Origin of the sequence: Streptomyces sp. NPDC048415, from assembly GCF_040651675.1 — a bacterium.
GTDB lineage: Bacteria > Actinomycetota > Actinomycetes > Streptomycetales > Streptomycetaceae > Streptomyces.
Genome location: NZ_JBEZKJ010000112.1, coordinates 1 through 23,968, shown reverse-complemented (window position 1 = coordinate 23,968; position 23,968 = coordinate 1). Strand labels below are relative to the sequence as shown.

The window sequence follows — 23,968 nt, the reverse complement described above, 5'->3', positions numbered from 1 at the left end:
CGTTTGGGCGTGCAGGTCGTGGCATGGCGTAGTTTGAGCAGGTTGCGATGCCAGCGCAGGATCGTGTCGGGGCGTACCAGGAGCAGGAGGTGCCGCAGCTTATCTTTGGGGAGTTGGTGCAGCAGGCCGGCGAGGATCGCGCGGTCGGTCTCGGTGAACACCGGCTTCCGGGCTTGGCGCTGCAGGACAAGAAGTTGGTGCCGCAGCGCCAATATCTCGGTGTCCTTGTCGCGGTCGCTGATCGGCAGCAGGCGCAGGAGCGCCAGGGTGTTGGTCGCAGCGAGATAGGCCAAGCGCAGTAGCACGACAGATCATGATGCCGCCGATGCCCTGCGCACGTGACCACATTGGGGGCGAGCGGCGAGGACGGCCAACGACCGGCGATCAAGACCGTGACCTGGGCGGATGAATTATCGGCACCCGCAGGGCCCCGACAAGCGTGGAACTGACCATCAACGAGGTCCTGCCCGCCCGGGACAAGAACAACACCGTCGACCTCTACGTCGTCAGCGATATCAAGGTCGACACCCACACCGACCCGTACACCGCCAGTGAGGCCAGGGTTTCGCACTATCCCGACTGGGAGCCGGCCGAGGAGGATCTGAGGCCCCGTAAGTACGAGTACCGGCTCCCGGACACAACCGGCTGAGCCCGGGCGCCTGGCTGTGACGTCTCATGGACCCCCTCTTGGCCTGGCTGTCCACGGGGCACGCATCGAGCCGCATGTCGACGCACTGACAACCCGGGGGCGGCTGATCCGCAACGCGTCCGCCGAGAACGTGCAGCACGCCAGGCGCTCATGGAACGTTGCTGATCCGCAGGGCTTGTTATCCAGGAGGAGACCAGGCGGTGGACGGGGTACGCCGGGGGAGAGGTGCCTCACCGCCGCAGTGCAGGGCGAGCAAGGCTGATGGCGGCAGCGGGATCCAGTGTTTGCCTCTGCCCCGACTGCCTCTGATATGAGGCTGCTTATCGGGAAAACCGCACGTAGCTACCGTCTCTGTGGTTACGGTCTGTGCTCATGCGGTTTCTGCACACTTCGGACTGGCACCTGGGCCGCCGGTTCCACACAGAAGACCTGATCCCCGCCCAGGCTGCCTTCCTCGATCACCTGGTCGACACCGCCCGGACCGAGGACGTCGACGCGATCCTCGTCGCAGGAGACGTCTACGACCGGGCCATTCCCAGCCTGGATGCCGTGCGCCTGTTCAACCGCGCTCTGCACCAGCTTGCCGACCTCGATGTGCCGATCATCATGATCAGCGGGAACCACGACTCCGCGCACCGCCTCGGGGTCGGATCCGGCCTTCTCGCCCGTGTCGGCATCCACTTGAGAACCGACCCCGGCACCTGCGACGTTCCGGTCCTCCTCGAAGACGCCGACGGCCCTGTGGCCGTGTACGGCATCCCCTACCTCGAGCCGTCGATGGTCCGCGACCGCTTGGAAGCCGAAGCCGTCTCCCACCGCGCGGTACTGACCGCAGCCCTGGACCGTATCCACGCCGACCTCACCAACCATCAGCCGGCCGGCACCCGGTCCGTGGTCCTCGCGCACGCCTTCGTCACCCCCGGCACCGGGCAGCCCGAGGAACGCGATGAGAGCGAGGGAACCGACAGCGAACGCGAAATCGCCGTGGGTGGTGTCGCCCACGTGGGCGCCGACGTCTTTGACGGGATCGACTACGTGGCCCTGGGCCACCTCCACGGCCCCCAGCGCGTCAGTGACCGCATCCACTACAGCGGCTCCCCGCTGGCCTACTCCTTCTCTGAAGCCAGCCACGCCAAGTCGATCACCCTGGTTGACCTCGCCGCCGATGCCGTTCCCGCCCTCACCCGCCGAGCTTGCCCCGTGCCGCTGCGCCTGGAGTGTGTGACCGGCTTCATGGAAGACCTTCTGACCAACCCCGACCACGAACCGCTGGAGGATGCCTGGCTCGAGGTCACCCTCACCGACACCGCTCTGCCCTTCGAGGCCATGGCCCGCTTGCGCCGCCGCTTCCCCCACACCGCCAGCCTCAAGCACGAGCCCGTCCTCATCCCCGCCCAGGCCACGAACACTCCGACTTACAGCGAACGCATCCGCGGCCGCGGCGACCTCGACATCGCCGGCGACTTCATCAGCAGCATGCGCGGCACCGAGCCCACCCCGGACGAGCACCACCTGCTCCAGCAGGCCGTCGAAGCATCCCGCCTGAACGAGCAGCAGAAGGAAACCGTCTGACATGCGCCTGCACAACCTGACCCTGCAGGCCTTTGGACCCTTCGCCGGCACCCACACCATCGACTTCGACTCCCTGTCCGCCGATGGCCTGTTCCTTCTGCACGGCGACACCGGAGCAGGCAAGAGCACCGTCTTCGCGGCCATCTGCTTCGCCCTCTACGGCAAGCCACCGGGCGACCGCGACCTGCTGCTGCGCAGCCACCACGCTCCCGCCAGTCTCCTGACCGAAGTCACCCTCGCAGGCCGCCGCCTGCGCATCCACCGGATCCCCGCTCAGATGCGGCCCAAGCGATCCGGTGAAGGCGAGACCTCCCAGAAGTCAGAAACCCGCCTGAGCGAATGGGCCGTCGACGCCGACGGCAAGGGCCACTGGGAACCGTCCAGCAAGTCCCACCAGGAGGCCGCCCTTGAGGTCACCGACCTGCTGGGCATGAGCCGCGACCAGTTCTGCCAGGTCGTCCTGCTGCCGCAGAACGACTTCACCAAGTTCCTCCACGCCGACGCCCACGGCCGACGAGAACTCCTCGGCAAACTCTTCCGCACCAGCCGCTTCACCTTCATCGAGCGCTGGCTGAGCGACCACAGCCGCACCACCGAGAAGAACCGCGACGCCGCCCGCGCCGACGTGCTGCGCCTGGCCGAACGCATCCACCAGGTCGCCGGAGGCGACCTGACAACCCAGTGCACGGCACCCACTCCCGACGACCCGCACACCCTCACCGAGCCCGCCCGAGCCTGGGCCCAGGATCTCCTCCGCGTCGGCCGCACCGCCCACGCCACGACACTCCAGGTAGCCGCAGCGGCCAAGGAGAACCTGGCCGGACAGCAGCGGCTCGAAGCAGCTGCACGTGAACTCCACCGGCAGCAGGCCACCTACACCAGCGCCCGGCAGCGGCTCGACCTGCTGCACGAACAGAGCCTGCACAAGGACGCACTGGTCCAGCGCCGCGACCGGGCCCGCCGTGCCCAGCAGGCAGCACCGCTGCTGCATGCGGCGGACGCGGCCGCAGACGACCACACCCGCGCCGAGAGCGCCGAACGCACCGCCCGCGAGCACCTGCTGCCCGAGCACAAGGACCTGGACGCCGGCCGGCTGGAAACCGCCGAGCAGCATCTTCGCGCCGAAGCTGCCGTCCTGACCGCCCTCGTCCCCGAAGAAGACACCGTCCTCCGGCTGACCACCGAGCTGGAGCGCACCGACGCCGAACGGCAGGACTTCGCCAGCCGGCAACGCACCGCCCAGGACTGGCTCGAAGCAGAACCCACCCGCCGCCGCACCCTTGAAGCCCGGCGGGAGGCCGCCCGCCAGGCCGAAGAAGAAGGCCGCCGCCACCAGAGCACCCTGGACAGCCTCAAGACCCGCCTCGAGGCCGCCGGCCGCCGCGACACTCACCTTGCGAAGATTGCCAAGGCGGAGCAGCAGCTGTCCGATGCGCAAACCATCACCGGCCAGACCGGCCAGGACTACCTCACCATCCGCCGCCGGCGCACCGACGGCATGGCCGCCGAACTCGCCGCCACCCTCACCGACGAAACCCCCTGCCCGGTCTGCGGATCCTGCACCCACCCGGCGCCCGCCGCCCCCCAGGACGGGGCAGCCCACACGCCAGGACGAACAGGACGCGGAAGCCCTCCACGAGCAGGCCAAGGCCACACAGGACGCCGCCGCAGCCGCTCTGCACCGGCTCCGCGAACAGGCGGCCCAAACAGGGGCGGGCGGTCATGGCCGGGTCCTCTTCAGGCTCGGGCAGGGAGCGCCGTTCGTGATCGTACTGTTCGCGCTGGTGATCGAGCTCTCGCCCGCACATGCTGTGGTAACCGGTCCCATCCTCGCCGCGACACCGGCTTTGGCTTCGCTGACGCCAACGGGCATTCTTTCGGCCGCGGCTGGAGCCTGCGCCTGTCATCGTGATCACGGCCAGCCTTCACCGGAGTTGGGGTGGCCAGGTGTACAGCAACCTTCTGTCTCTGCTCGTGGTGTCAGTAGCCAGTGTCGCCGTGAGTAATGCCATGCGCAGGCGCAGGCAGATCGAGCTCGATCAGGTTCGCCGGGTTGCCGAGGCCGCGCATCGAGTCCTCCTGCGAGGTGTGCCAGCCCGGCTGGGTCCGGTACGGATGGCCAGCATGTCCGTGCGAACTTCACATGCGGCGGCTGCTGGCGAGAATGGCGCACAGCGATGGGCCGATAGAGCAGGCGATTCCCGCTTCTGCCAAAATCGGACGTACCGATTGGCCTCTGCGCCGCCACCCTGCAATGCAGACCTACCGAGGTTGTCGTGAGCAAGCCCGTGGCCCGCGCGCCTCAGCGCCGCAATGCACGGTCCAACCGGGCGCGCATCCTGGACACGGCCCGCCAGGAGCTCGGCCGGAACCCGAACATCACGATGGAGGAGCTCGCGCGAGCCGCCGGTGTCGTGCGGCGCACGCTCTTTGGGCATTTTCCCGGGCGGGAAGCCCTGCTGGTCGCGCTCGCCGACGAGGCGTCCGCAGCGCTGCGGGAGGTGGCGGAGGACGCGGTGGGGCTGGATGAGCCGGCTGAGCGGGCCCTGGCGCGGCTGTTCCTTGCGATGTGGCCCGTGGGAGACAGGTACCGGATGCTCTTGGCGCTGGCTCGCAGGCACTTGGGAGCCGAACGCGTAACGGGGATCCTGGCTCCGATCCGAGACGCGGCGACGGACATTTTGGAGAGGGGACAGCGGGAGGGAGTTTTCCATTCCCACCTGCCGCCCGTGGTGCTCAGCGCCGGACTGGAAGCGCTGACGGTCGCCTTGCTGGAGAGCGTTAATGATGGGGCAGTGGATGATGATGTCGTCCCTCTCGTCATCGCCACCCTGATCGCTGCCGGGGTGCCGGAGAAACGTGCGAGTGGCGTGGTCGTGGACGTCTCTTCCGTGATCAATGCCAAGCCCGGCTTCGGTGATGGCACCTGATTCCGGTCGCTGTGCCTCCATCGAGCCGAGCCGCGCCGCGGCCACGAGGTGGGAGTCTGCTCCTGCTTGCAGACTCCGGCCCCGGGTAGCTGCTGTCATGGCACCCCGGGTCGAGAGACATCAGAGCTGTGGGTGACTCTGCCGCGACCCACCTCGGTGAGCCGTAGCTTCAGGGGTAGCCGAAATGGCTTGCTCGGACCAGATCGTCTTGCCGTTCTGGCCATGGCGGCAGCCCCATCGTCCGCCGAGTTGAGCGACGAGGAACAGGCCGCGTCCTCCCTCGTCGGTTGTGCGGGCACGCCGCAGGCGGGGTTGGGTGCTGCTGGAGTCGGTGATCTCGCACACCAGGACGTTGTGGCGAATCAGGCGGAGGTCCATCGGCGGACGACCGTAGCGGATGGCGTTGGTCACCAGTTCGCTGACGATGAGTTCGGTGGTGAAGAGGAGGTCGTCCAGGCCCCACATGGTGAGTTGGCGGGTTATCCACTCTCGAGCCTTGCAGACGGCGGCCGGATCGGCCGGGATTTCCCAGTGAGCGGTGTCCGCCGCTGGGACGGCGCGGGTGCGGGCCAGCAGCAGGGCCGCGTCGTCGCGCGGCGCCTGGTCTGCCAGGTCGGCGAGGAGAGCCCGGCCGGTTTCGTCCAGGGCACGATCCGGACGGCAGGATGCGGCGAGGGCTTCCGTCAGGCGCCGCAGGCCTTGGCCGGTGTCGCGATCGCCCCGTTCGACCAGGCCGTCGGTGCAGAGAGCGAGGACGCTGCCCGGCTCGACGTCGATCACGGTGGTCTCGTACGGCATGCCGCTGAGGGCGAGTGGTGGCCCTGGGGAGATCCGGACTGCTTCGGCGGTCCCGTCGGGCCGGACCAGGACGGGTGGCGGGTGGCCGGCACTGGCTATGGTGCAGCGCTTGGTGACCGGGTCGTAGACCGCGTACAGGCAGGTGGCGCCGACGATGTCGCGGTCGCCGAGTGGGGCTTCGGCCGCGAGGCGCTGGACCAGGTCGGCGATTCGGGTGAGCAGCTCGTCCGGTTCGAGTTCCAGGTCCGCGAGCGTCTGGATGGCGGCGCGCAGGCGGCCCATGGTGGCGCTTGCGGGCATGCCGTGGCCGACCACGTCTCCGGCGACAAGGGCCACCCGGAGAGAGGGCAGAGCAATGGCGTCATACCAGTCGCCGCTGATGTCCGCTCCGCCGCCTGCGGGCAGGTAGACGCCAGCGGTCTCGGCTGCCGGAGTGTCGGTCGTGGCCGGGGGAAGGAGGCGCTGCTGCAGCGCTACGGCCGCCTTGTGCTCGCGCGTGTAACGGCGGGCGTTGTCGATGGCGAGCGCACCCCGTGAGGCGATCTGCTTCATGAGATCCGCCTCGTCCTCGGTGAAGGTGTCGGATCGGCCGCAGCGCCAGGCCGTTATGGCGCCGAGCGTGTGCCCGCGGGCATGCAACGGTGCCACCATCACCGAATGGGTGTCCTTCGGGACGAGATACTCGACCAGCTGCGGGTCTCTGACCATGGCGATGAAGTCGTCGAGGCCGAAGACGACTGGCTCGCCGTGTCGGAAGCTGCGCAGCAGGGGGTGGTCGGGAAGGGGCGGGATGGACTCGCCGCGCTTGATGCCGGCCGGCCACACCGCGGTGGTCGGCGCAAGGGCCGCGTTGCCCATGTTTCCACCGTTCAGCTGCTTCGAGGGTTCGTCCCCGTCGAAAACGGAGTGCGCAAGGTCGACTGCGGCGAGATCCCCGAACGCAGGTGCGAGAACGTCCGCAAGGTCCTGCGCAGTGCGCACGACGTCCAGGGATCCTCCTACTCGCTCGGCCACCTCGCGGGCGAGATCCAGATGACGGCGGGCGCGCATCTGGTCAGCGTTGTCGTAGTACAGGGCTGCGACCCCTGTGGGGCGTCCTCGCGCGTCCTCCAGACGGAAGGCGGACAGCGACAGCGCGCGCTGCCGCGCCGAACCGTTCCGACAGCTCACGTGCTGGTCTCTGCGGACCACTGGGGCACCCGTCTCGATTACCTGGCGCAGTAGTGCCTCGAGGCTCTCGGCGTCCTTGGCGTCCAGCACGTCGCTCAGCCGAGCGCCGGGCTGTACTGGACGGCCGTCGAAAGTGTCCGGCGCGGCGTTCGTCTGCACAGTGGTGAGATCCGTGTCGTACACAGCGATGGTGATCCGGTCCTGTGCGGACAGTGCACGCAGCAGCGCCGCGCCCTGCTCGCGGCCGGCGACGTGGTGGGTAGGGGCCGCCAGGACGAGGAGTTCCGCCGAGCCGGAGCCCCCCACCTTGGTGGTCCGGAAGGTGACATCGACGGTGTCGCCGCACTGGTGCCACAGCCGTACCCGGCCGGACGCCGGCATTTCCGCGTCGCGCAGGTCCTCCGGGAGGTCGGCCACCAGTTCCCGCACGGGGCGGCCACAGACCTCCTCTGCGCGGAACCCCGTCAGCTCCTCTGCCGCCCCGGTCCACCGCACCACCGCGCCTCGATTGTCGAGCACGGCGGCTGCCGGACCGTCGAAGGCGTGCAACCCCCCGCTGGGACCGGAACCGGAGACGCCCGTCGATCCTAGGGAGGCGCCTGCCGAGTAGGCGTTCTTGACATTCTCTATGTCCATCTGTGGCTTCCTTTGCGAGAGCCTGCCGCTCGAGAGATCGGCAGGCTGTGGCGGCCGTCGGCCGCCCGGTCGGCAGCGCGTCAGATCGCAACGGCTTTGGAGGGCATGTCTTGTTCGGCCCAGACGACCTTGCCGTCCGTTGCGGAGCGGGAGCCCCACCTGCGGGACAAGTGAGCGACGAGGGAAAGACCGCGGCCGTTCTCGTCGATGACGTGGGGATGACGGGGGCGTGGGTGGCTGGGGTTGCTGTCGGCGACTTCGCAAGTCAAGACCTGGTGCTGGATGAGCCGTAGGCGGATCGGCCCGCCGCTGTAGTGGATGGCGTTGGTGACCAGTTCACTGACGATCAGCTCCTCGGTGATCACCAGATGATCAAGCCCCCATTCGCTGAGCTGACGGGCGGCTGCCTGCCGGGCGATGGGGACGGCGGCCGGCTCGTTCGGTAGTTCCCAGGAGGCGACCTGGGCCGGTTCGAGTCCGCGAGTCCGTGCAAGGAGCAAGGTGACATCGTCGGCCGGGGCCTGAGTCGGCAAGGTCTCGATCACCTGAGAGCACAGGTCTTCCAGGGACGAACTGGTCTCTGCCAGGGCGGCGCCCAGTCGATCCAGGCCCACGTCGATGTCGTCGTCCCGGGATTCGACCAGACCGTCTGTGTAGAGCGCGAGCAGAGTGCCCTCGGGCAGTTCCAGTTCCACGGACTCGAAGGGAACCAGACCGAGGCCGAGGCCGAGCGGGGCCCCGGCGGGCATGTCGGGGAAAGTGGCACGGCCCTGCGGGTCGATGATCGCGGGCGGGGGATGCCCGGCCCGCGCCATTGTGCACCGCCGGGTGACCGGGTCGTAGACGGCATACAGACAGGTGGCGCCCACCGCCGGGGGGAGCTGGTCCGGAGCGTCGGCATCTTCCTCGCCCAGCCGCTTGACCGTGTCATCGAGGTGCGCCAGCAGTTCGTGGGGAGGCAGTTCCATGTCCGCGAGCGTGCGGACGGCGGTGCGCAATCGGCCCATCGTCGCCGCGGCGTTGATGCCGTGTCCGACCACATCTCCGACGACGAGGGCCACCCTGGCGCCAGACAGCTTGATGACGTCGAACCAGTCGCCCCCCACGCCGTGGTCCATGTCAGCCGGCACATAGCGCGAGGCCACATCGAGGGCGGCGCCGCCTCCCACATGATGGGGGAGCAAGTCGCGTTGGAGCGTCAGGGCCGCGGTGCGCTGGCGAGCGTACTGGAGAGCGTTGTCCAGGCTGAGCGCGGCCCGGGTGACGAGTTCCTCGGCAAGCAGGAGGTCGTCCTCCTGGAACGGCGTCGCCTCCTCGGAGCGGCCGAACACCGCCAGTCCCAGCACACAGCGCCGCGCACGGATGGGTACGACCATCAAAGAGTGGACGCCGCTGTCACGGAGCTTCTGCGTCCGCATCGGGTCGTGAAGGGTCCAGGGGCCCGAATAGGTGTCCAGCACCGATTCCAGGTAAGACCTGCCCGTGCGCAGGACGGTGGCGAACAGCGAGGTCGGGAAGGGGCGGATCACCTCTTGGCGCACCCACGGCAACTTGAGGATACCCGCGTCGACGGAGGCCACACCGGCACGGCGCAGCACAGGTGGGCGGTCGTTCGCGTTGCCGGTCTCCGCCGAGGGATCCACGCCGAACGGAACCGACTCCACCAGATCGACGATTACGTGGTCGGCCAGCAGGGGCACGGCAAGGTCGGCCAGTTCCTGCCCGGTCCGCATGACCTCGAGGGTGCTGCCGATGCGCGTGCTGGCTTCGCTGAGGATGGCAAGGCGCTCGCGTGCCCGCCGGTTGCCCGTGACGTCCACGCTCATGGAGCACACTGCCAGTGCCGTGCCGTCCGCGTCCCGGAGGCAGAAGAACGAGGCCGAGAACGCGTGCTCCCGGCGCCGGTCCGTCGACGACCACGCCCGGTACTCGTGGACCATGGTGGCGCCACTCTCCAGCACCTGCCGCATCACCACCTCGAGCGCTTCGGCCTCGACGGCGGGCAGTGAGCCCCGCAGGCGGCGTCCGAACCGTCGCTCACGAGGAGTGCCGTCGTGGCGCTCCATGACGTCGTTGACCCAAGTGCAGCGCAGCTGCGGGTCATAGACGGCGATGCCGACCGGTGAGTGGGCCAGGAGCGACTCCCGCACAGCTCCGTTGGACACCCCCGAGGACAGGGTGCCTATGTCGGTCACGGACACCAGCCACCGGGTGCTGGCGTCCTGCCCCCACAGCAGTGAGATCCGCAGCGTCATTTTGATGGCGTGGCCGTCGCGGTGGCGGACCGTCACGGTGCCGGACCAGCCACCCTGGGCGCGGCACTGCTCGGCGAACGCCGAAGCCCTCGGGGCGTGTTCGGCGGGAGGCAGCACGTGTGCGGCGGACCGGCCCACCACTTCCCCGGCCGAGTACCCGACAAGCTGCTCAGCGGCGTGCGTCCACCCCACCACAGTCCCCTCCTCATCGAGCATCGCTATTGCCGCATCGGGTGTCTCTCTGGGGCTCACCGGCTCGGCGAGTGACATGTGGTCGGTGTTCGTCATCGGGTTCTTTCCCTATCGGTGCAGATGTGTGCGACAGCGTCGGCATGTGCGACGCCGGCCCGATGGACGACTTTGTCCACTTCTGATGGAATAGTCAGATACGACGGCTTAATCGTCAAGTCCACCGAAATTGATCAAATTGCCAGATATGATCGCACGCTGTCACGTCCCGCGGCCGCGGGACCGGTTGGCGGGCCAGGGTGGACAGTCGAGGCCAGCAGTGCAGTGATGAATTCATCAGAACTGCTGCTCTTATTCGCGGAGCATGCCGATGCCAGCCCCACGCAGGAACCGATTCGAACGCCGTCGGGCAGAGACCCGCCAGGCACTCGTCCGCGCCGCGCGGCAGATCCTGGCCCAGTCTGGCGGCACCAGCGCCAGCATCCATGCCATCGCGGAGCGTGCGGACGTGGGCCTCGGCTCCTTCTACAACCACTTCACGGGCAAGCCGGACCTGTTCGACGAGGCCGTGGCCGACGCGCTGGAGGAGTACGCCCAAGCTGTCGACAAACGCCTGCACCGTGTCGATGATCCCGCTGAGCGCCTCGCTGGGGGCATGCGGCTCAGCGCGCGTATGGCCGAGTCACACCCGGAGCTCATCCAGATCCTCGGCCACAGCGAGCTCGGTCGGATATGCGCCGGCGACGGACTGGCTCCGCGCGCGAAGCGCGACGTGGAGCAGGGCATGGCCGCAGGCCGGTTCACCGTGATCGACCCGGTGATCGCCCTGACCGCCCTGAACGGCAGCCTGCTGGCGCTCCTGGAGTCGTGGTGTCCAGCCCGGGGCCGACAGCGACCAGGCCGCAGGCACAATGGCAGAGATGATCCTGCACATTCTCGGCATCTCCCCGGATGAGGCCCGTGACCTCGCCAGGCGGTCCCTTCCCGCTGCAGTAGCGTGAAGAGCATCCTGTCGCGCACCGGCCGACTGGCGCCGACTGCGCACCGGTTCCTGCGGCCTACCGGGGTGACTGGTCTTTCTCGCCTGCTGTCGCCGCCCCGCAGCCTCAGAGTTGGATGGGCAGGTGGCGGGGTCCGCGGAGCATGGCGTTCTGGCGGTAGGGGGGCGGGTCCTGAGCCAGGCGTGCCGTGCCGAGGTGGGGGAGCAGTGCGCCCAGTGCGGCCTGGGCTTCGATGCGGGCCAGGGGTGCGCCGTAGCAGACGTGGATGCCGCTTCCGAAGCCGAGGTGCGCGTTGTCCGGGCGGGTGGGATTGAACCGGTCGGGATCGTGGAACCGCCTGGGGTCGCGGTTGCCCGAGGCCAGCACCAGAATGACGGGGGTACCTTGGGCGATCGCCGTATCGGCGACCTCAATGTCGGCGAGTGGGAGGCGCTCACGTATGTGGACCGGAGGTTCGTAGCGCAGCAGTTCCTCCACCGCTCGCGGCAGCAGGTCGGGGTCACGGCGCAGTTGGTCCAGGTGCTCGGGTTGGCGCAGCAGGGTGAGCACCCCGTTGGTGATCAGGTTGACCGTGGTCTCGTGTCCCGCGATGAGGAGCAGCACGGCGGTTTCCGCAAGTTCCTCCTGGGTGAGCCGCAGGGCCGGGTCCGGTTCGTTGACGAAGGCGGAGAGCATGTCGTCGCTCGGCTTGCCACGGCGCTGTTCGGCGAGGTTCAGCAGGTACCCGCCCATCTCGATGCGCGCCTGGTCGCCCGCCTTGTCCGCCTCGGTGGTGTCCTCTTCGGGTCTGACGTCGGCGGCTGCGACCAGAGCGTCGGACCAGGCCCGGAACAGCGGCTCGTCCTCGCGCGGTACGCCGAGCAGGCGGCAGATCACCGTGACGGGCAGCGGGTAGGCGAAATCGTCGACGATGTCGATCTGCCGGCCCGCCTCGAAGGACTCCATCAGTTCCTTGGTGATCCGGTCGATCTCGCCGCGCATGGCATCGACCCGGCCCGGGCTGTGCGGCGGGCCGAAGGGCCGCATGGCGAGGGTGCGCAGCCTGTGGTGCTCCGGGTCGTCGAGCCGCAGGAACGGCGGCTTGTGTGTCACTTCGCCACGGCTGCGGGGGTCGACACTCATCCGCGGGTCGTGGAGCAGAGCGGCGATCTCGTGGTAGGCGCCGACCAGGTAGCTGCCATTTGCCTGCCGCACCACGGGACCGGCCTCGCGGAGTTCCGCGTACAGCGGGTAGGGGTTGGGGCGACTCGCGTAGTCGGTGATCCGTGCGAGCAAGGTCTCGGAGGCCATCGTGGCTCCTTGTGGTTGGGCGGGACGTAGGTCAGTCCGTGGGCTACACCACCGTCAGCCGTCGATCGGGAAGGTGACCGGTGAGCGCCACGGTGGGGCCGTGGGACAGCCCGCTCGGATCCGGCACGTCGGACGGAATCGCGATGTCGGCCGCGATCGCACGGTCCTGGGCGCCGGGCGGGGGCGGGAACGGAGCAGCCGTCTCGATGAGGTGCTTGTAGTAGTCGAGCGACTTGGCCATGTCGACAGTGACCGCGGCGGTGACCCGCCCCTTGTAGCCGTAGACCATTGCCAGGCGACGCGCCTCCAGGGAGCCCTGGGCAATGACCACGTGGTCGGAGTAGGTGGGCACGCCCACCGATTTGATGTTGAGCCCGAACTGGGTCGACCAGAACGAGGGGACGGCCAGGTGCGGGCGCTGCAGGGGCCCGGGACTGACCATGTTGTGGGCGGCAACCTCGGCCTGCTCGACCGCGTTTCCCCAGTGTTCCAGGGAGAGCATCTGGTAGCCGAACAGCGGGTGGGGGAAGCGGGAGACGTCACCGGCGACGAAGACGTCGTCGGTGACGATTCCGTACATGTTGAAGGCCCGGCATCCGGCGTCGCAGGCGATCCCGCGCGGGCCTGCCGCCAGCCCGGACTCCGCCAGCCATTCGACGTTGCGTACTGCGCCCAGTGCCACGACGCAGACGTCGGCGTCGACGCGGCTGCCGTCGGACAGCTCCGCACTGGTGAAGCTGCCGTTCCCGCGCAGGGCGGTGACCGTCACCCCGGTGCGCAGGTCTACGCCGTGGTTGCGCTGCATGACGGCAGCGAGCTTCGACAGGGTGCCACCGAGCGCGCCCACCAGGGGTGCGGGGCCGCGTTCGGCGACCGTGACCTCCAGTCCCCGTTCCCGGCAGGCCGAGGCGATCTCCGAGCCCGTGAAGCCGCCGCCGATCACCAGCACGCGCTCCGGCCCGGCGGCCAGCCGCTGGGCCAGTCCCCCGGCGTCCTCGCGGGTGCGCAGGGTGAACACCCCGTCCAGGGCGGCTTCCTGCGGGTTGGGCCAGGGCCGCGCGCGGGTCCCGGTGGCGATCAGCAGCCGGTCGTACGGCAGTGACTCGCCGTCCTCCAGCAGCACCTGTTTCGCGAGCAGGTCCACCCCGGTTGCCCGCACGCCCAGCCGCCAATCGGCGTTCGGGTCCCGGCGCATCGGCAGCCCGGTGGTTTCCGCCGTTGCCTGGCCGAGCAGCACCTGCTTGGACAGCGGCGGTCGGTCGTAGGGCGGGTGGGGCTCGTCGCCGACCACGGTGAGCGAGCCGGTGAAGCCTTCCTCGCGCAGTGCCTCCGCGGCCCTGAGCCCGGCCAGCGAGGCGCCGACGATGACGATGCGGCCGTTCTTGAGGTCACCGGGCACCGGCGGTCACCTCCTCACCGAGGAGGATGGCCTGCACCGGGCACGCAGCCGCGGCCTGGCGGACGCGCTCGACCTGGTCGTCGGGCACGGCCGTGGCGTACAGCAACCCCTCTGCGCCGTGCAGCTCGAACACCTCCGGCGCGAGGAAGACGCACTGCGCATAGCCCTGGCAGCGCGTGAGATCCACAACGGTCTGCATCCCCACCACTCCCTCCGTTGTCTCACCCCCTCGTTTCCAGCATGGGGCCGGACCCGGGCGCCTGCACGCCACGGCTCCGGCGACGGAAATCCCGGGCAACTCGTCCCTCAGGGGCGAGGGCTCAGCCCAGGACGTGGTCGATTCCGAAGGTCGCGCCGATGAGGGAAAGGTGGATGAACGCCCGCGGATAGCTGGCAAGTTGCTCGCCGCTGTGGCTGATCTCCGCGGTGCAGAGCCCGAGGTGGTCGGTTCAGGTGAGCATCTTCTCGAAGGCCAAGCGGACTTCGTCCAGGCGGCCGACGCGGTCTCGGCGAGGACGTCGAGCTGTTCATGCCGCTGCCGGCCGAACGGGCCATTTTCGCCGCCTCGACAGTTCCGTACGGCGTATGGTAATCCTAGGGGAGTACTTCCATACGTCGTATGGAAGAGTTCGCTCGGACCAGGCCAGGCGCCGCACATCGCCTGCATGCAGCTGATGGTGCAGATCGCACAATCGGGAAGGAAAGACCATGAAGAAGCTCCAGAGGCGGCGCGTTGCCGTCACCGCTTTCTCTGTGGCGGTCGCGGGTGTCGCCGTTCTCGGCGCCGGGGGCACCGCTTCGGCCGCGACGTCTGCATCCGCGCACGTCCAGCGCCCGGCCCTCAGCGTCAACGCCGGCGACTACCGCTGGGACCATGGTGTCAGCTACCTGCTCGAACTGGGCTACTCCTGGGACGAGATCCATGGCTGGCACCACGACGGCCCGGATGAGATCAGCGGTCGCTGAACGCCGCCCAGGCAGGAGTGAAAGTCGATGGAGTCTTTGAAGATCGTCATGCAGGGGGTGGCCGTAGAGCTTGTCATCTCGCGCACCTACTCGCTGTCCATGCGCATGAGCCTGCGCTACGAGCCCGCTGATCCCTATGTCGTCCGTGCCACCTTTTTCACCCACACTGACGAGCTGGCCGAATGGGTCCTGGGGCGTGATCTTCTGGCCGATGGCCTGAGGGGTTCCGCCGGCTGTGGGGACATCCGGGTCTGGCCGGCCGTCGGCCGTGGTGACCAAGCGATGTACATCGTCCTCGGGTCTCCCGCGGGCACCGCCTTGCTCGAGGTTCCCGTGCAGGACGTCAGGACCTTTCTGGAGGACACGGAGGCGTTGGTGCCACCGGGTACCGAGTCCGGGCACATCGACTGGGAGCTCGAACTTGCGAACCTGTTCGCGAAAGGCTGAGAGAAGCCGCCCAACGGCCGTGCCGCTGAGGACCTTTGACCCGGCGACAGAAGAGAAGGAAAGAGTGTTCATGTCCCAGTACCAGCTCCGTGTCTACACACTGCGCAGCCCTGAGGCGCTCGTCGCCTACGAGAACATCTGGGCCAAGCACATTCCCGGTATGGCCAAGCACAGGATCGCCACACATGGCGTCTGGACGGTGCCTGCGGCCCCCGGGAGTGAGTCGCCCCAGCTGTACGCCCTCGTCTCCTACAGGGACGCCGACGATGTTCAGGAGCGGCTGGAGGCGTACCTGTCCAGCCCCGAATTCCGTGCGGACATGGAGGGCTTCGACATCAGCCAGATCGTCCGCGTCGCCGAGTCCGTGCTGACGCCCACCGCCGACTCACCCTTGCGGTGACAGGTACCGAGCCGCTCGAGGTGTGCAGCGGCTTGTCGTTCGTGTCAGAACGCCGCGCAACTCCGCCAAGCCGCCCGCCGGACGGCAGCGGGCATGGACGAGATCGGCGAGGTCGGGGGGAGTTGCGGAAGATTCGGTTGAATGAGCGTCAGTACGGGCGGCCGACGCCCAGTGACATGGAAGCCCAGTCAGCCGGGGAGTGAACCCGTATCGGCGACACCGTGCGCCAAGCTTCGGCTGCTGCCGTGTCCGCTAGCTGGGCCGGCCGAAGGCATGCGCACGTCGCGGTCCGGAGTGCGAGCGAGCCGCACGGTAGCGTCCAGGCCCTGCCAACCGCCAGACGCTGCGGTTCCCGGGACCGGTACGAGACCGAAGACGATGCACACCATCCAGGCGAGCGAACCAGCGGCAAGGGTGAGCTCGAGGTGGCTTAGGGCGGGCTGTCTCCCGGAGGGCGCGCAGATGGATCCGCCGACGGTGTACACCGTCAGGTCGGCCCCGGGTCGGCCGCCCGGCCCACCCGCAGCACACTGCGCATCTGCAGCGGCCGCGTGGAGAGGGCCTTCCCGGATGTGATGGGTGCCTCCTCATGCGCCGCAGATTGAGCCCGCCCGACCACGGGCCGCTGGCGACCTCCAGCGACAGGAGCCACGGCCCGTCCCGCCCGTTCGGGTGCCGTACGTAGGTCCGCAGGAGTGATCGCCGCCACGGGCGGCGAGTCCCCCTCGCTGGCCTCCGGCTTGATAACATACATCGTATGGAAAGAGCGAAGCGTGTCCCTAGAGGTACTCGGAAGAGGGATGTGCCTCTGACCGAGGCAGGGATCTGCACCTCCGCCCTGCGGCTCATCGATGCGGACGGGGTCGAGGCGCTCACGATGCGCAAACTCGCCGCCGCGCTGGACGCGAACCCAATGTCGCTGTACCACCACGTGCCGAACAAGGAAGCATTGCTGCGTGGCGTGGCGAGAATGGTCGGCGCCCGGTTCCGCACCGTGACACTGGAGGACGCTCCCTGGCAGGAGCGCATGCGCCTACTTGCCACGGATTTCCGGACGTTGGCACACCGCCACCCCAACCTCATGGCCTACTCGTTCGGCCAGCCGGACTTCATCCAGCCCGAAGATCCCTTCTGGGTCGCGCTCACCGCCGTACTGGACGCCGCAGGGGTGCCGCAGGCGGAGATCCCGCAGCTCGCCGCGCTCGTGTGCGCCGTTGTCATCGGCGTGATGATCGCCGAGCTCAACGGCGCGCTCCACCGGTGGTCGAACCTCCAGCCCACCACACCCGCCTTCGGCGAGGGTGGGCCGACGAACGAGGGCTTTGGCGAGGACCGGATGTTCCGCCTGGTGCTGGACACGATCATCAGCGGCCTGGAAAGCCGGCTCACAGCCGATCACGCCGGTGAGCGCGACGGCCAGCCCCCGCAGAACTCCTTGCGCGCGTCCGGACGTATCCCCCGTCAACTCCGCCCACCGGCCGCACGCTGCGAAGGAGAGTCCCCGGGGAATCCCATCTCGGATATGGCGGCCGGTTTCGAGCCGAAAGAGCAGTGAGGGGTCAAAAGCCCAGACATGCTGTTTTTGTTCAGTCATGCCTGCAGTTCTGATCCACGGCGTCCCCGACCCCACCGTGTGTGGGACGGCGTGCGCCGACACCTGATCCGGAGCGACTACAGGCAGCAACCGCTCCTGAGCGTCATCGGCGAGCCAGCAGGCGACCGTGGCGGTGAACTCCCGCTCGGCCTCGGCGTGCGGGCAGCCGCGCGGCGGAGTCTCGTCGGTGACCCGCTCGAGCGCGAAGACCGCCGTGTCGCGCTGGGACAGCGTGAACTCGGTCCGTACGTCTTTCCCGTCGGACTCGAGCGGCACCGTCGCGGTCAGGCGTCAGCGCCTCTGAAGCGAACAGAGGGGCGCCCTCCAGTATCCGCAGGGTGTGGGGTTGGGCGCTGTAGCCGAAGCGAACGCCCCGCCCAGGTCCGCGTCCCGGATGGCGGCGAACACGCTAGGGGAGTCGAAGGGGCGGGCAGCAATACCAGTCGATGGTCCCGTCGTTACCCACCAGGGCCGCTGTGCGCAGATCCCCGATCAGGCCGTGCTCGGCGATCGGCAGGTACCGGGCTGACGTGTGCTGTGTCGGCGCTCCGGACATCGCAGCGGCCTCTCTATGCTCCTGCCTCCACTATGGCCCTTCGTTGTCGCGGCGACACCAGGCCAGCCCGGCGTGGACGCCGCCGGACCGCGCACCGCCCCACCGGAGCCGTTTCGCTTTCGTCACACCCTCTCTCGGGCTCGTGTCACATGGTTCTCCACTCCGGCGACCGCGGCGTCCAGCGTGGAGTTGAACATGGTGTCGATCACGTCCTTGGAGGGCGGGGGTGCTTCTTCCTCGTCGGGGCCCGACGGTGCCGGTGGCAGAGTGGCCCACCGCTGCAGTGCCCCGTTCAGTTCGCTGAGCAGCAAACCTGTGAACACACCGACCAGGGTCGCGGCGACGCGCGGAATCTGCTCCTCGGGCAGTTTCGCGGTGGCCAGGATGTCGATCAGCGCCTGCCAGAAGGGGTCCTCCGGCTGCACATAGTCGGGGCGCGTGAACGAATACCCCATCAGTTTCGGGTGACGGTGCGACAGTTCGCGGAAGTCCCGGGCCAGTTCACGCAGTCGGTCCTGCCAGGGGATGTCTCCCCGCTCCTCCGCGCTGAACTGTGAACCGACCCGGTGGGCCACGCCGCGCAGCACGGCGTCCTTGTTCGGCACGTGGTGGTACAGCGACATCGGGTTCGCATCGAGCGAGGTCGCGAGTTTGCGCATGGTGAGCGCCTCGACCCCGTCGGCGTCGATGAGCTGCAACGCCATGGCGTAGATGCCGTCCTTGGTGAGCGGTACGTCCCTCTTTCTCGTGCCCCGAGGGGGCTTCCGGTCAGTCGCCATACGGTGTACGGTACCAGCCTTCGCCAATGTGGAGGGCAGTGGCGCCGTTTTCAGCCACCCGTTCCTCCGGCTTCGCGGACAGTCCCGGACTGGTTGGCCTTGGTGGGCGACGAGGTCGCCAAGGCGCGCCTTGGACAGGAAAAGGGCTCGACTGGAAGCTGCGCTCGAGGAGTGCAGCAAGACGCTATAGCAGCGGCCTCAGCGCACTGCCGCCTGACGCGTGCAGGCATAGAACCAGGCGAGGCGTGTCGGCCGCCGCCCCCTTCTCTGGTGTGCTCGCCTGCGGCAGCAGATCGCAGGTATGCCCTGCCGAGGAGACCCTGGCGCACCCGCCTGGCCCGATCTCACGGACTGACGCCGGACCGATCGAGCGCGGCATAGAGGCGTAGAGGCGTCGCCGCGAGGCGGCACACGCGCCTGCTTCTCTGCGCTGCCGCCAGCCGCCAACACGCATGGGTGCAGACCCGACCGCCGCGATGCGTACTGGCCGGCAGGGGGATTGGCTGCTCACCGGGATGTCGCCGCGGCCGCCGTCGCGGACCGCAGATGTCCTCCATGGGTCGCACACGCCAGGAGAAGCCCGGTCAAGCCGCCGGCTGAGGGCGACCGGCCTTGCCCCTCGCTTCCTCCAGCCGGGAGCGCGTTGGGAAGCGCCTGATCTTGATGCGACCCCGCTGCGCGAGCGACGCCGCCCCTGATGAGCCGAACATTCCTGTTTCTGGACCCCAGGTCTGCCGATTGAGTTTCCATACGTCGTATGGTATCTCTGTAGGCATACAGCGTATGGAAACCGGGTGCTGCTGTACCGGCGCCCCGCCACACCGAATGGCACCCTTGCCCGCCTTTCCCCTTGAAGGAGCCAGTCATGACCACACAGCCCGAGACCGATCTGCGGCCCATCCGGTCTCCGCGGGGGGTCCCGCTCTTCGGCCACACGCCGCAGATCCCCAGCACCAACCCGGTGGAGTACTTCGGCAAGCTGTCCAAGCAGTTCCCCGAGGGGCTCTACGGCATGGAGATCGCCGGCATCGAGCAGGTCTTCGTCTGGGACCCGGACCTGGTGGCCGAGGTCTGCGACGAGACGCGGTTCTTCAAGCAGATCGACAAGACGCCGCTGGCCCATGTCCGGGACTACGCGGGAGCCGGCCTGTTCACGGCCCACCAGCACGAAGAGGAATGGGGCATGGCGCACCGAGTCCTCCTCCCGGCCTTCAGCCAGCGGGCGATGAAGGGCTACTTCGGGCAGATGCTGGAGATCGCCCAGAACCTGGTGGGCAAGTGGGAGCGTAAGGAGGGCCAGCCGGTCAACATCACGGACGACTACACCCGGCTGACCCTGGACACCATCGCCCTGTCGGGTTTCGGTTACCGGTTCGACTCCTTCGCCAAGGAGGATCTGCACCCCTTCCTCAACGCGCTGCTGCAGGCGCTGGTGGAGTCGCTGCGGCGCTCGCAGGAGCTGCCGATGATGACCAAGATGCGCAAGGCCGATGACAAGAAGTACCGCGAGAACATCCGGCTGATGCGGGACCTGGTCGAGAGTGTGATCAAGGAGCGCCGTGACGGGAAGGGCACGGGTGAGGACGACCTGCTGGGCCTGATGCTGGAGGCCACGGACCCGGAGACCGGCAAGGGGCTGGACGACGACAACGTCCGTGACCAGGTGGTGACGTTCCTGATTGCTGGTCACGAGACCACCAGTGGTCTGCTGTCGTTCGCCACGTACTCGCTGATGCGCAACCCGCACATCCTGGCCCAGGCCTACGCCGAGGTGGACCGGCTGCTGCCGGGTGACACGGTCCCGGACTACGACACGATCATGCAGATGGACGTGATCCCGCGGATCCTGGAGGAGACCCTGCGCCTGTGGGCGCCCATCCCGATGATCGGCAAGTCCCCGCTGGAGGACACCGTCATCGGCGGCTGCTACGGGCTGAAGAAGGGAGCGCGGGTCAACATCCTTGAGGGTCCGCTGCACACCCACCCCAAGGCGTGGGAGCGGCCGGAGGAGTTCGACATCAACCGGTGGCTGCCGGAGAACCGGGTCAACCAACACCCGCACGCCTACAAGCCGTTCGGCAACGGCGTGCGTGCCTGCATCGGCCGGCAGTTCGCGCTCACCGAGGCCCGTCTGGCCCTCGCGCTGGTGCTGCAGAAGTTCAAGTTCGCCGACACCGACGACTACAAGATGGACGTCAAGGAGGCGCTGACGCGCAAGCCCGGCGGCTTCGAACTGAACGTGCGGGCCCGTCAGGAGCATGAGCGGACCGTGTTCGGCGCAGTGGACCTGCAGAGCGACGACACGCGGGCGCAGGCCGCGGTCAGTGGTGTCGGGGTGAACCTGACCGTCGCCTACGGCTCCAGCCTTGGCTCGTGCGAGGACCTGGCGCGCACCATCGCCGACCGCGGTGAGCGCTCCGGATTCGGCACCACCTTGGTCGGCCTGGATGAGCTGGGCGACAACCTGCCCACCGAGGGCCTGCTCGTCGTCGTGGCCTCCAGCTACAACGGCAAGGCCCCGGACAACGCGCAGCGTTTCGACGACCTGCTCGCCACCGGACTCCCGGAGGGCTCGCTGTCCAACGTGCGGTTCGCGCTGCTGGGTGCCGGCAACACCCAGTGGGTGGCCACCTACCAGGGCTTCCCCAAGCGGATCGAGGCAGGCCTGCTGGCCGCCGGCGCCACCCGCGTCATCGAGCGCGGCATCGCGGACGCCGCCGGTGACTTCGACGGCATGGCCACCCGCTGGATGGACACCCTGTGGACCACCCTGGCCGAGGAGTACGCCGCCGACACCTCTGAAACCACCGGGCCGCGCTTCGAGGTGCAGCTGCTGACCGAGGCGGAGGTGCGTCCCGCGATCGTCTCCGAGCAGGCCTACCCCCTCACCGTGGTCGCCAACGAGGAGCTGGTCAGCGACGCGACCGGGCTGTGGGACTTCAGCATCGAGCCGCCGCGCCCGGCCGCGAAGTCCATCACCATCGAACTCCCCGACGGTGTCACCTATGACACCGGCAACCACCTGGCCGTCTTCGCCAAGAACGAGCCCGCGCTGGTCAACCGCGCCCTCGCGCGGCTCGGCGTCGACCGCGACCAGGTCCTGCGTCTGGACCAGCCCGCCGGCGGCCGCACGCACCTCCCGGTGGGCACGCCCGTCACCGCGGGTCTGCTGTTCACCGAGTTCGTGGAGCTGCAGGACGTGGCCACCCGTTCGCAGGTACAGACGCTGGCTGGGCACACCGAGTGCCCGTGGACCCGGCCGCAGCTGGAGGCCTACACGGCCGACACCGCCGAGGCCGAGGAGCGCTACCAGACCGAGGTCCTGGGCAAGCGCGTCTCCGTGCTCAACCTGCTGGAGCGCTTCCCCGCGGTCGAACTGCCGCTGGCGGTCTTCCTGGACATGTTGGGCCCGATCCGCCCCCGCTTCTACTCCATCTCCTCCTCCCCGCTGGCCAATCCCCGGCACGTGCGGCTGACCGTCGGTCTGCTGGAAGGCCCGGCCCTGTCCGGCGACGGCCGGTACCGCGGCACCTGCTCCTCCTACATCGCAGGCCTCAATCCCGGTGACGTCTTCTACGGCTACGTGCGCGTGCCCTCCCCGACGTTCGCGCCGCCGGCCGACCCCGCCACGCCGCTGCTCCTCATCGGCCCCGGCACCGGCATCGCGCCGCTGCGCGGCTTCCTGGAGGAGCGTGCCCACCAGCACGCGAATGGCACCCAGGTGGGCCTGTCCCAGGTCTTCGTCGGCTGCCGCCACCCGGAGCACGACTACTTCTACCGGCAGGAGATGCAGGACTGGGAGCAGGCCGGGATCGCCCAGGTGCACACCGCCTTCTCCGCGGTGACCGGCCACCCGGCCCGGTTCGTCCAGGACGCCATCGCAGGCGCCGCCGACACCGTGTGGCAGGCCATCCAGGATGGCGCGTACCTGTACGTCTGCGGTGACGGCCGCCGCATGGCACCCGCCGTGCGCGAGGCGCTCGCCGCCATCTACCGCAAGCACACCGGCAGCGACGACGAGGCCGCCCAGCAGTGGCTCGCCCAACTGGAAGCGGACGAGCGCTACCAGCAGGACGTCTTCGCCTGACCCTCAGACGCCGGGAGGCGTGCGGTCGTCCTGATACCCGCACTCCTCCCGGCCACCACCCACCCACGAGGCACCACACGGCACCCATCGGCCCGAACCGCCGGGAGTGCCGCTCACAGAAAGCAGAGCACCATGGACACCATGCTCGCCGGACGTTTCCACCTGGACAGCAAGAAGTTCGCTGTGGAGGAGGTCCCCGTCCCCGTGCCCGGTCCGGGCGAGGTCCTCATCGAGGTCAAGGCCGCCGGCGTCTGCCTCTCGGACGTCCACTTGATCGACGGCTCCCTCGTCCCGCTGTTCGCCACCTCCGACACGGTCACCGTCGGGCATGAGGTCTCCGGTGTGATCCACACCCTCGGCCCCGACCTCAAGCGCGGTTTGACCGTCGGCACCCGTGTCACCCTAGAGGCTGGCAAGACCTGCGGCCAGTGCGCCGGCTGCGTGCGCCGCCGCCCCTGCACCCAGATGCTCACCGCCGGCATCGACTACGACGGCGGCTGGGCCCAGTACACCCTCGCCCGCGAGGACACCCTCATCCCCATCCCGGACACCCTCCCCTTCGACCAGGCCGCGATCATCCCCGACGCGGTCTCCACCCCCTACGCCGCCGTCGTCACCACCGCCGGAGTACGCCCCGCCCAGTCCGTCGGCGTCTGGGGCGTGGGCGGAGTCGGCGCCCACAACGTACGCCTCGCCCGCCTGGCCGGCGCCGCACCGATCATCGCCGTCGACCCGCTGCCCAGCGCCCGGGAACGCGCCCTGGCCTTCGGCGCGGATTTCGCCCTCGACCCGGCTGCCCCCGACTTCGCCGACCAGGTCCGCGCGGCCACCGCTGGACGAGGCCTCGACTTCGCCTTCGACTGCGCCGGCGTGCCGGCGGTCCGCGAGCAGGCCGCCGCCGCACTCGGCATGGGCGGAGTCCTCATCTTGGTCGGCATCAGCCCCAGGCCCCTCACCATCACCGAGGGTCTGACCTTCAACTACCTGGGCAAGCAGGTGCGTGGCCACTACGGCGGCAGCCCCGAGTCCGTCACCGAGCTGGTCCGGCTGGCCGAGGTCGGCCGTCTCGACCTGGCCCCCTCCATCACCGACCACATCCCGCTCGCAGAGGCCGCCGACGCGGTCAACCGGCTGGAGAACAAGATCGGCGACCCGATCCGCCTCATCCTCGTTCCCTGATAACTGAACAGAAAGTTCATCAAGACCACCTCGGGCAGGGGTGAGTGGGCGCCGGTGCTTGAGGGAGCACC

General features: G+C 68.6%; 16 protein-coding genes and 2 pseudogenes. 11 read left to right on the top strand and 7 right to left on the bottom strand.

The genetic code is table 11. The annotated features are described in order from the left end of the window. Positions 1–305 (bottom strand): annotated as a pseudogene (locus tag AB0D27_RS39605) (integrase); the annotation flags it as partial. 134 nt (positions 306–439) lie between these two features. On the opposite strand from AB0D27_RS39605, the gene AB0D27_RS39600 reads away from it, so the two are divergent. The 4 genes from AB0D27_RS39600 (at position 440) to AB0D27_RS39585 (ending at position 5,151) form a co-directional block, all read left to right on the top strand. Beyond that, positions 440–649 carry a hypothetical protein gene (locus tag AB0D27_RS39600; protein WP_362518853.1) on the top strand — a complete coding sequence of 70 codons (210 nt, stop codon included), beginning with the start codon at positions 440–442 and terminating at the stop codon, positions 647–649. A gap of 372 nt (positions 650–1,021) precedes the next feature. Beyond that, entirely contained in the window at positions 1,022–2,221 is a 1,200-nt protein-coding gene (locus AB0D27_RS39595) for an exonuclease SbcCD subunit D (RefSeq protein WP_362518850.1), read from the top strand. A gap of 1 nt (position 2,222) precedes the next feature. Continuing rightward, positions 2,223–4,133 carry an SMC family ATPase gene (locus AB0D27_RS39590; RefSeq protein ID WP_362518847.1) on the top strand — a complete coding sequence of 637 codons (1,911 nt, stop codon included), beginning with the start codon at positions 2,223–2,225 and terminating at the stop codon, positions 4,131–4,133. Positions 4,134–4,497: 364 nt separating this feature from the next. After that, entirely contained in the window at positions 4,498–5,151 is a 654-nt protein-coding gene (locus AB0D27_RS39585) for a TetR/AcrR family transcriptional regulator (protein ID WP_362518844.1), read from the top strand. A 120-nt stretch (positions 5,152–5,271) separates the two neighbouring features. On the opposite strand, the gene AB0D27_RS39580 is transcribed toward AB0D27_RS39585, so the two are convergent. Next, complete coding sequence (locus AB0D27_RS39580) at positions 5,272–7,755, bottom strand: SpoIIE family protein phosphatase (protein WP_362518841.1); 2,484 nt, start codon at positions 7,753–7,755, stop codon at positions 5,272–5,274. Positions 7,756–7,835: 80 nt separating this feature from the next. Beyond that, positions 7,836–10,298 carry a SpoIIE family protein phosphatase gene (locus AB0D27_RS39575; RefSeq protein WP_362518838.1) on the bottom strand — a complete coding sequence of 821 codons (2,463 nt, stop codon included), beginning with the start codon at positions 10,296–10,298 and terminating at the stop codon, positions 7,836–7,838. A gap of 265 nt (positions 10,299–10,563) precedes the next feature. On the opposite strand from AB0D27_RS39575, the pseudogene AB0D27_RS39570 reads away from it, so the two are divergent. Continuing rightward, positions 10,564–11,200 (top strand): annotated as a pseudogene (locus tag AB0D27_RS39570) (TetR/AcrR family transcriptional regulator). Positions 11,201–11,305: 105 nt separating this feature from the next. Here AB0D27_RS39570 and AB0D27_RS39565 read toward each other — a convergent pair. From AB0D27_RS39565 to AB0D27_RS39555, 3 genes are read right to left on the bottom strand one after another with little or no spacing between them, the layout of a single operon-like run. After that, positions 11,306–12,490, bottom strand: a complete 1,185-nt coding sequence (locus AB0D27_RS39565) for a cytochrome P450 (protein WP_362518835.1) — start codon at positions 12,488–12,490, stop codon at positions 11,306–11,308. Positions 12,491–12,533: 43 nt separating this feature from the next. Beyond that, complete coding sequence (locus tag AB0D27_RS39560; protein ID WP_362518833.1) at positions 12,534–13,889, bottom strand: FAD-dependent oxidoreductase; 1,356 nt, start codon at positions 13,887–13,889, stop codon at positions 12,534–12,536. Beyond that, on the bottom strand, positions 13,879–14,088 hold the full coding sequence (locus AB0D27_RS39555) for a ferredoxin (RefSeq protein WP_362518830.1): 210 nt from the start codon (positions 14,086–14,088) through the stop codon (positions 13,879–13,881). Before AB0D27_RS39555 ends, AB0D27_RS39560 begins: the two co-directional genes overlap by 11 nt. 509 nt (positions 14,089–14,597) lie before the next feature. Here AB0D27_RS39555 and AB0D27_RS39550 point away from each other — a divergent pair. The 4 genes from AB0D27_RS39550 (at position 14,598) to AB0D27_RS39535 (ending at position 17,257) form a co-directional block, all read left to right on the top strand. Next, positions 14,598–14,855: a hypothetical protein gene (locus AB0D27_RS39550; RefSeq protein WP_362518827.1), complete on the top strand. Its 258-nt coding sequence runs from the start codon at positions 14,598–14,600 to the stop codon at positions 14,853–14,855. Positions 14,856–14,882: 27 nt separating this feature from the next. Further along, positions 14,883–15,302 (top strand): SsgA family sporulation/cell division regulator, encoded by a 420-nt coding sequence (locus tag AB0D27_RS39545; protein ID WP_362518824.1) that lies wholly within the window; start codon positions 14,883–14,885, stop codon positions 15,300–15,302. A 70-nt stretch (positions 15,303–15,372) separates the two neighbouring features. Beyond that, complete coding sequence (locus AB0D27_RS39540) at positions 15,373–15,702, top strand: NIPSNAP family protein (protein ID WP_362518822.1); 330 nt, start codon at positions 15,373–15,375, stop codon at positions 15,700–15,702. A gap of 757 nt (positions 15,703–16,459) precedes the next feature. Beyond that, positions 16,460–17,257, top strand: coding sequence for a TetR family transcriptional regulator (locus tag AB0D27_RS39535; protein ID WP_362518819.1), 798 nt, complete (start codon positions 16,460–16,462; stop codon positions 17,255–17,257). Positions 17,258–17,974: 717 nt separating this feature from the next. Here AB0D27_RS39535 and AB0D27_RS39530 read toward each other — a convergent pair. After that, positions 17,975–18,631: a TetR/AcrR family transcriptional regulator gene (locus AB0D27_RS39530; RefSeq protein WP_362518816.1), complete on the bottom strand. Its 657-nt coding sequence runs from the start codon at positions 18,629–18,631 to the stop codon at positions 17,975–17,977. A gap of 865 nt (positions 18,632–19,496) precedes the next feature. Between AB0D27_RS39530 and AB0D27_RS39525 the strand changes: the two genes are divergently transcribed. After that, positions 19,497–22,718, top strand: a complete 3,222-nt coding sequence (locus tag AB0D27_RS39525; protein WP_362518814.1) for a cytochrome P450 — start codon at positions 19,497–19,499, stop codon at positions 22,716–22,718. 132 nt (positions 22,719–22,850) lie between these two features. Beyond that, positions 22,851–23,897: a zinc-binding dehydrogenase gene (locus AB0D27_RS39520; protein ID WP_362518811.1), complete on the top strand. Its 1,047-nt coding sequence runs from the start codon at positions 22,851–22,853 to the stop codon at positions 23,895–23,897. Positions 23,898–23,968 lie beyond the last annotated feature (71 nt).

Coding starts and splice junctions, on each gene's coding strand:
- AB0D27_RS39595 (WP_362518850.1), top strand. CDS start 1,022: ATGCGGTTTCTGCACACTTCGGACTGGCACCTGGGCCGCCGGTTCCAC.
- AB0D27_RS39590 (WP_362518847.1), top strand. CDS start 2,223: ATGCGCCTGCACAACCTGACCCTGCAGGCCTTTGGACCCTTCGCCGGC.
- AB0D27_RS39580 (WP_362518841.1), bottom strand. CDS start 7,755: ATGGACATAGAGAATGTCAAGAACGCCTACTCGGCAGGCGCCTCCCTA.
- AB0D27_RS39575 (WP_362518838.1), bottom strand. CDS start 10,298: ATGACGAACACCGACCACATGTCACTCGCCGAGCCGGTGAGCCCCAGA.
- AB0D27_RS39565 (WP_362518835.1), bottom strand. CDS start 12,490: ATGGCCTCCGAGACCTTGCTCGCACGGATCACCGACTACGCGAGTCGC.
- AB0D27_RS39555 (WP_362518830.1), bottom strand. CDS start 14,088: ATGCAGACCGTTGTGGATCTCACGCGCTGCCAGGGCTATGCGCAGTGC.
- AB0D27_RS39550 (WP_362518827.1), top strand. CDS start 14,598: ATGAAGAAGCTCCAGAGGCGGCGCGTTGCCGTCACCGCTTTCTCTGTG.
- AB0D27_RS39545 (WP_362518824.1), top strand. CDS start 14,883: ATGGAGTCTTTGAAGATCGTCATGCAGGGGGTGGCCGTAGAGCTTGTC.
- AB0D27_RS39540 (WP_362518822.1), top strand. CDS start 15,373: ATGTCCCAGTACCAGCTCCGTGTCTACACACTGCGCAGCCCTGAGGCG.
- AB0D27_RS39535 (WP_362518819.1), top strand. CDS start 16,460: ATGGAAAGAGCGAAGCGTGTCCCTAGAGGTACTCGGAAGAGGGATGTG.
- AB0D27_RS39530 (WP_362518816.1), bottom strand. CDS start 18,631: ATGGCGACTGACCGGAAGCCCCCTCGGGGCACGAGAAAGAGGGACGTA.
- AB0D27_RS39525 (WP_362518814.1), top strand. CDS start 19,497: ATGACCACACAGCCCGAGACCGATCTGCGGCCCATCCGGTCTCCGCGG.
- AB0D27_RS39520 (WP_362518811.1), top strand. CDS start 22,851: ATGGACACCATGCTCGCCGGACGTTTCCACCTGGACAGCAAGAAGTTC.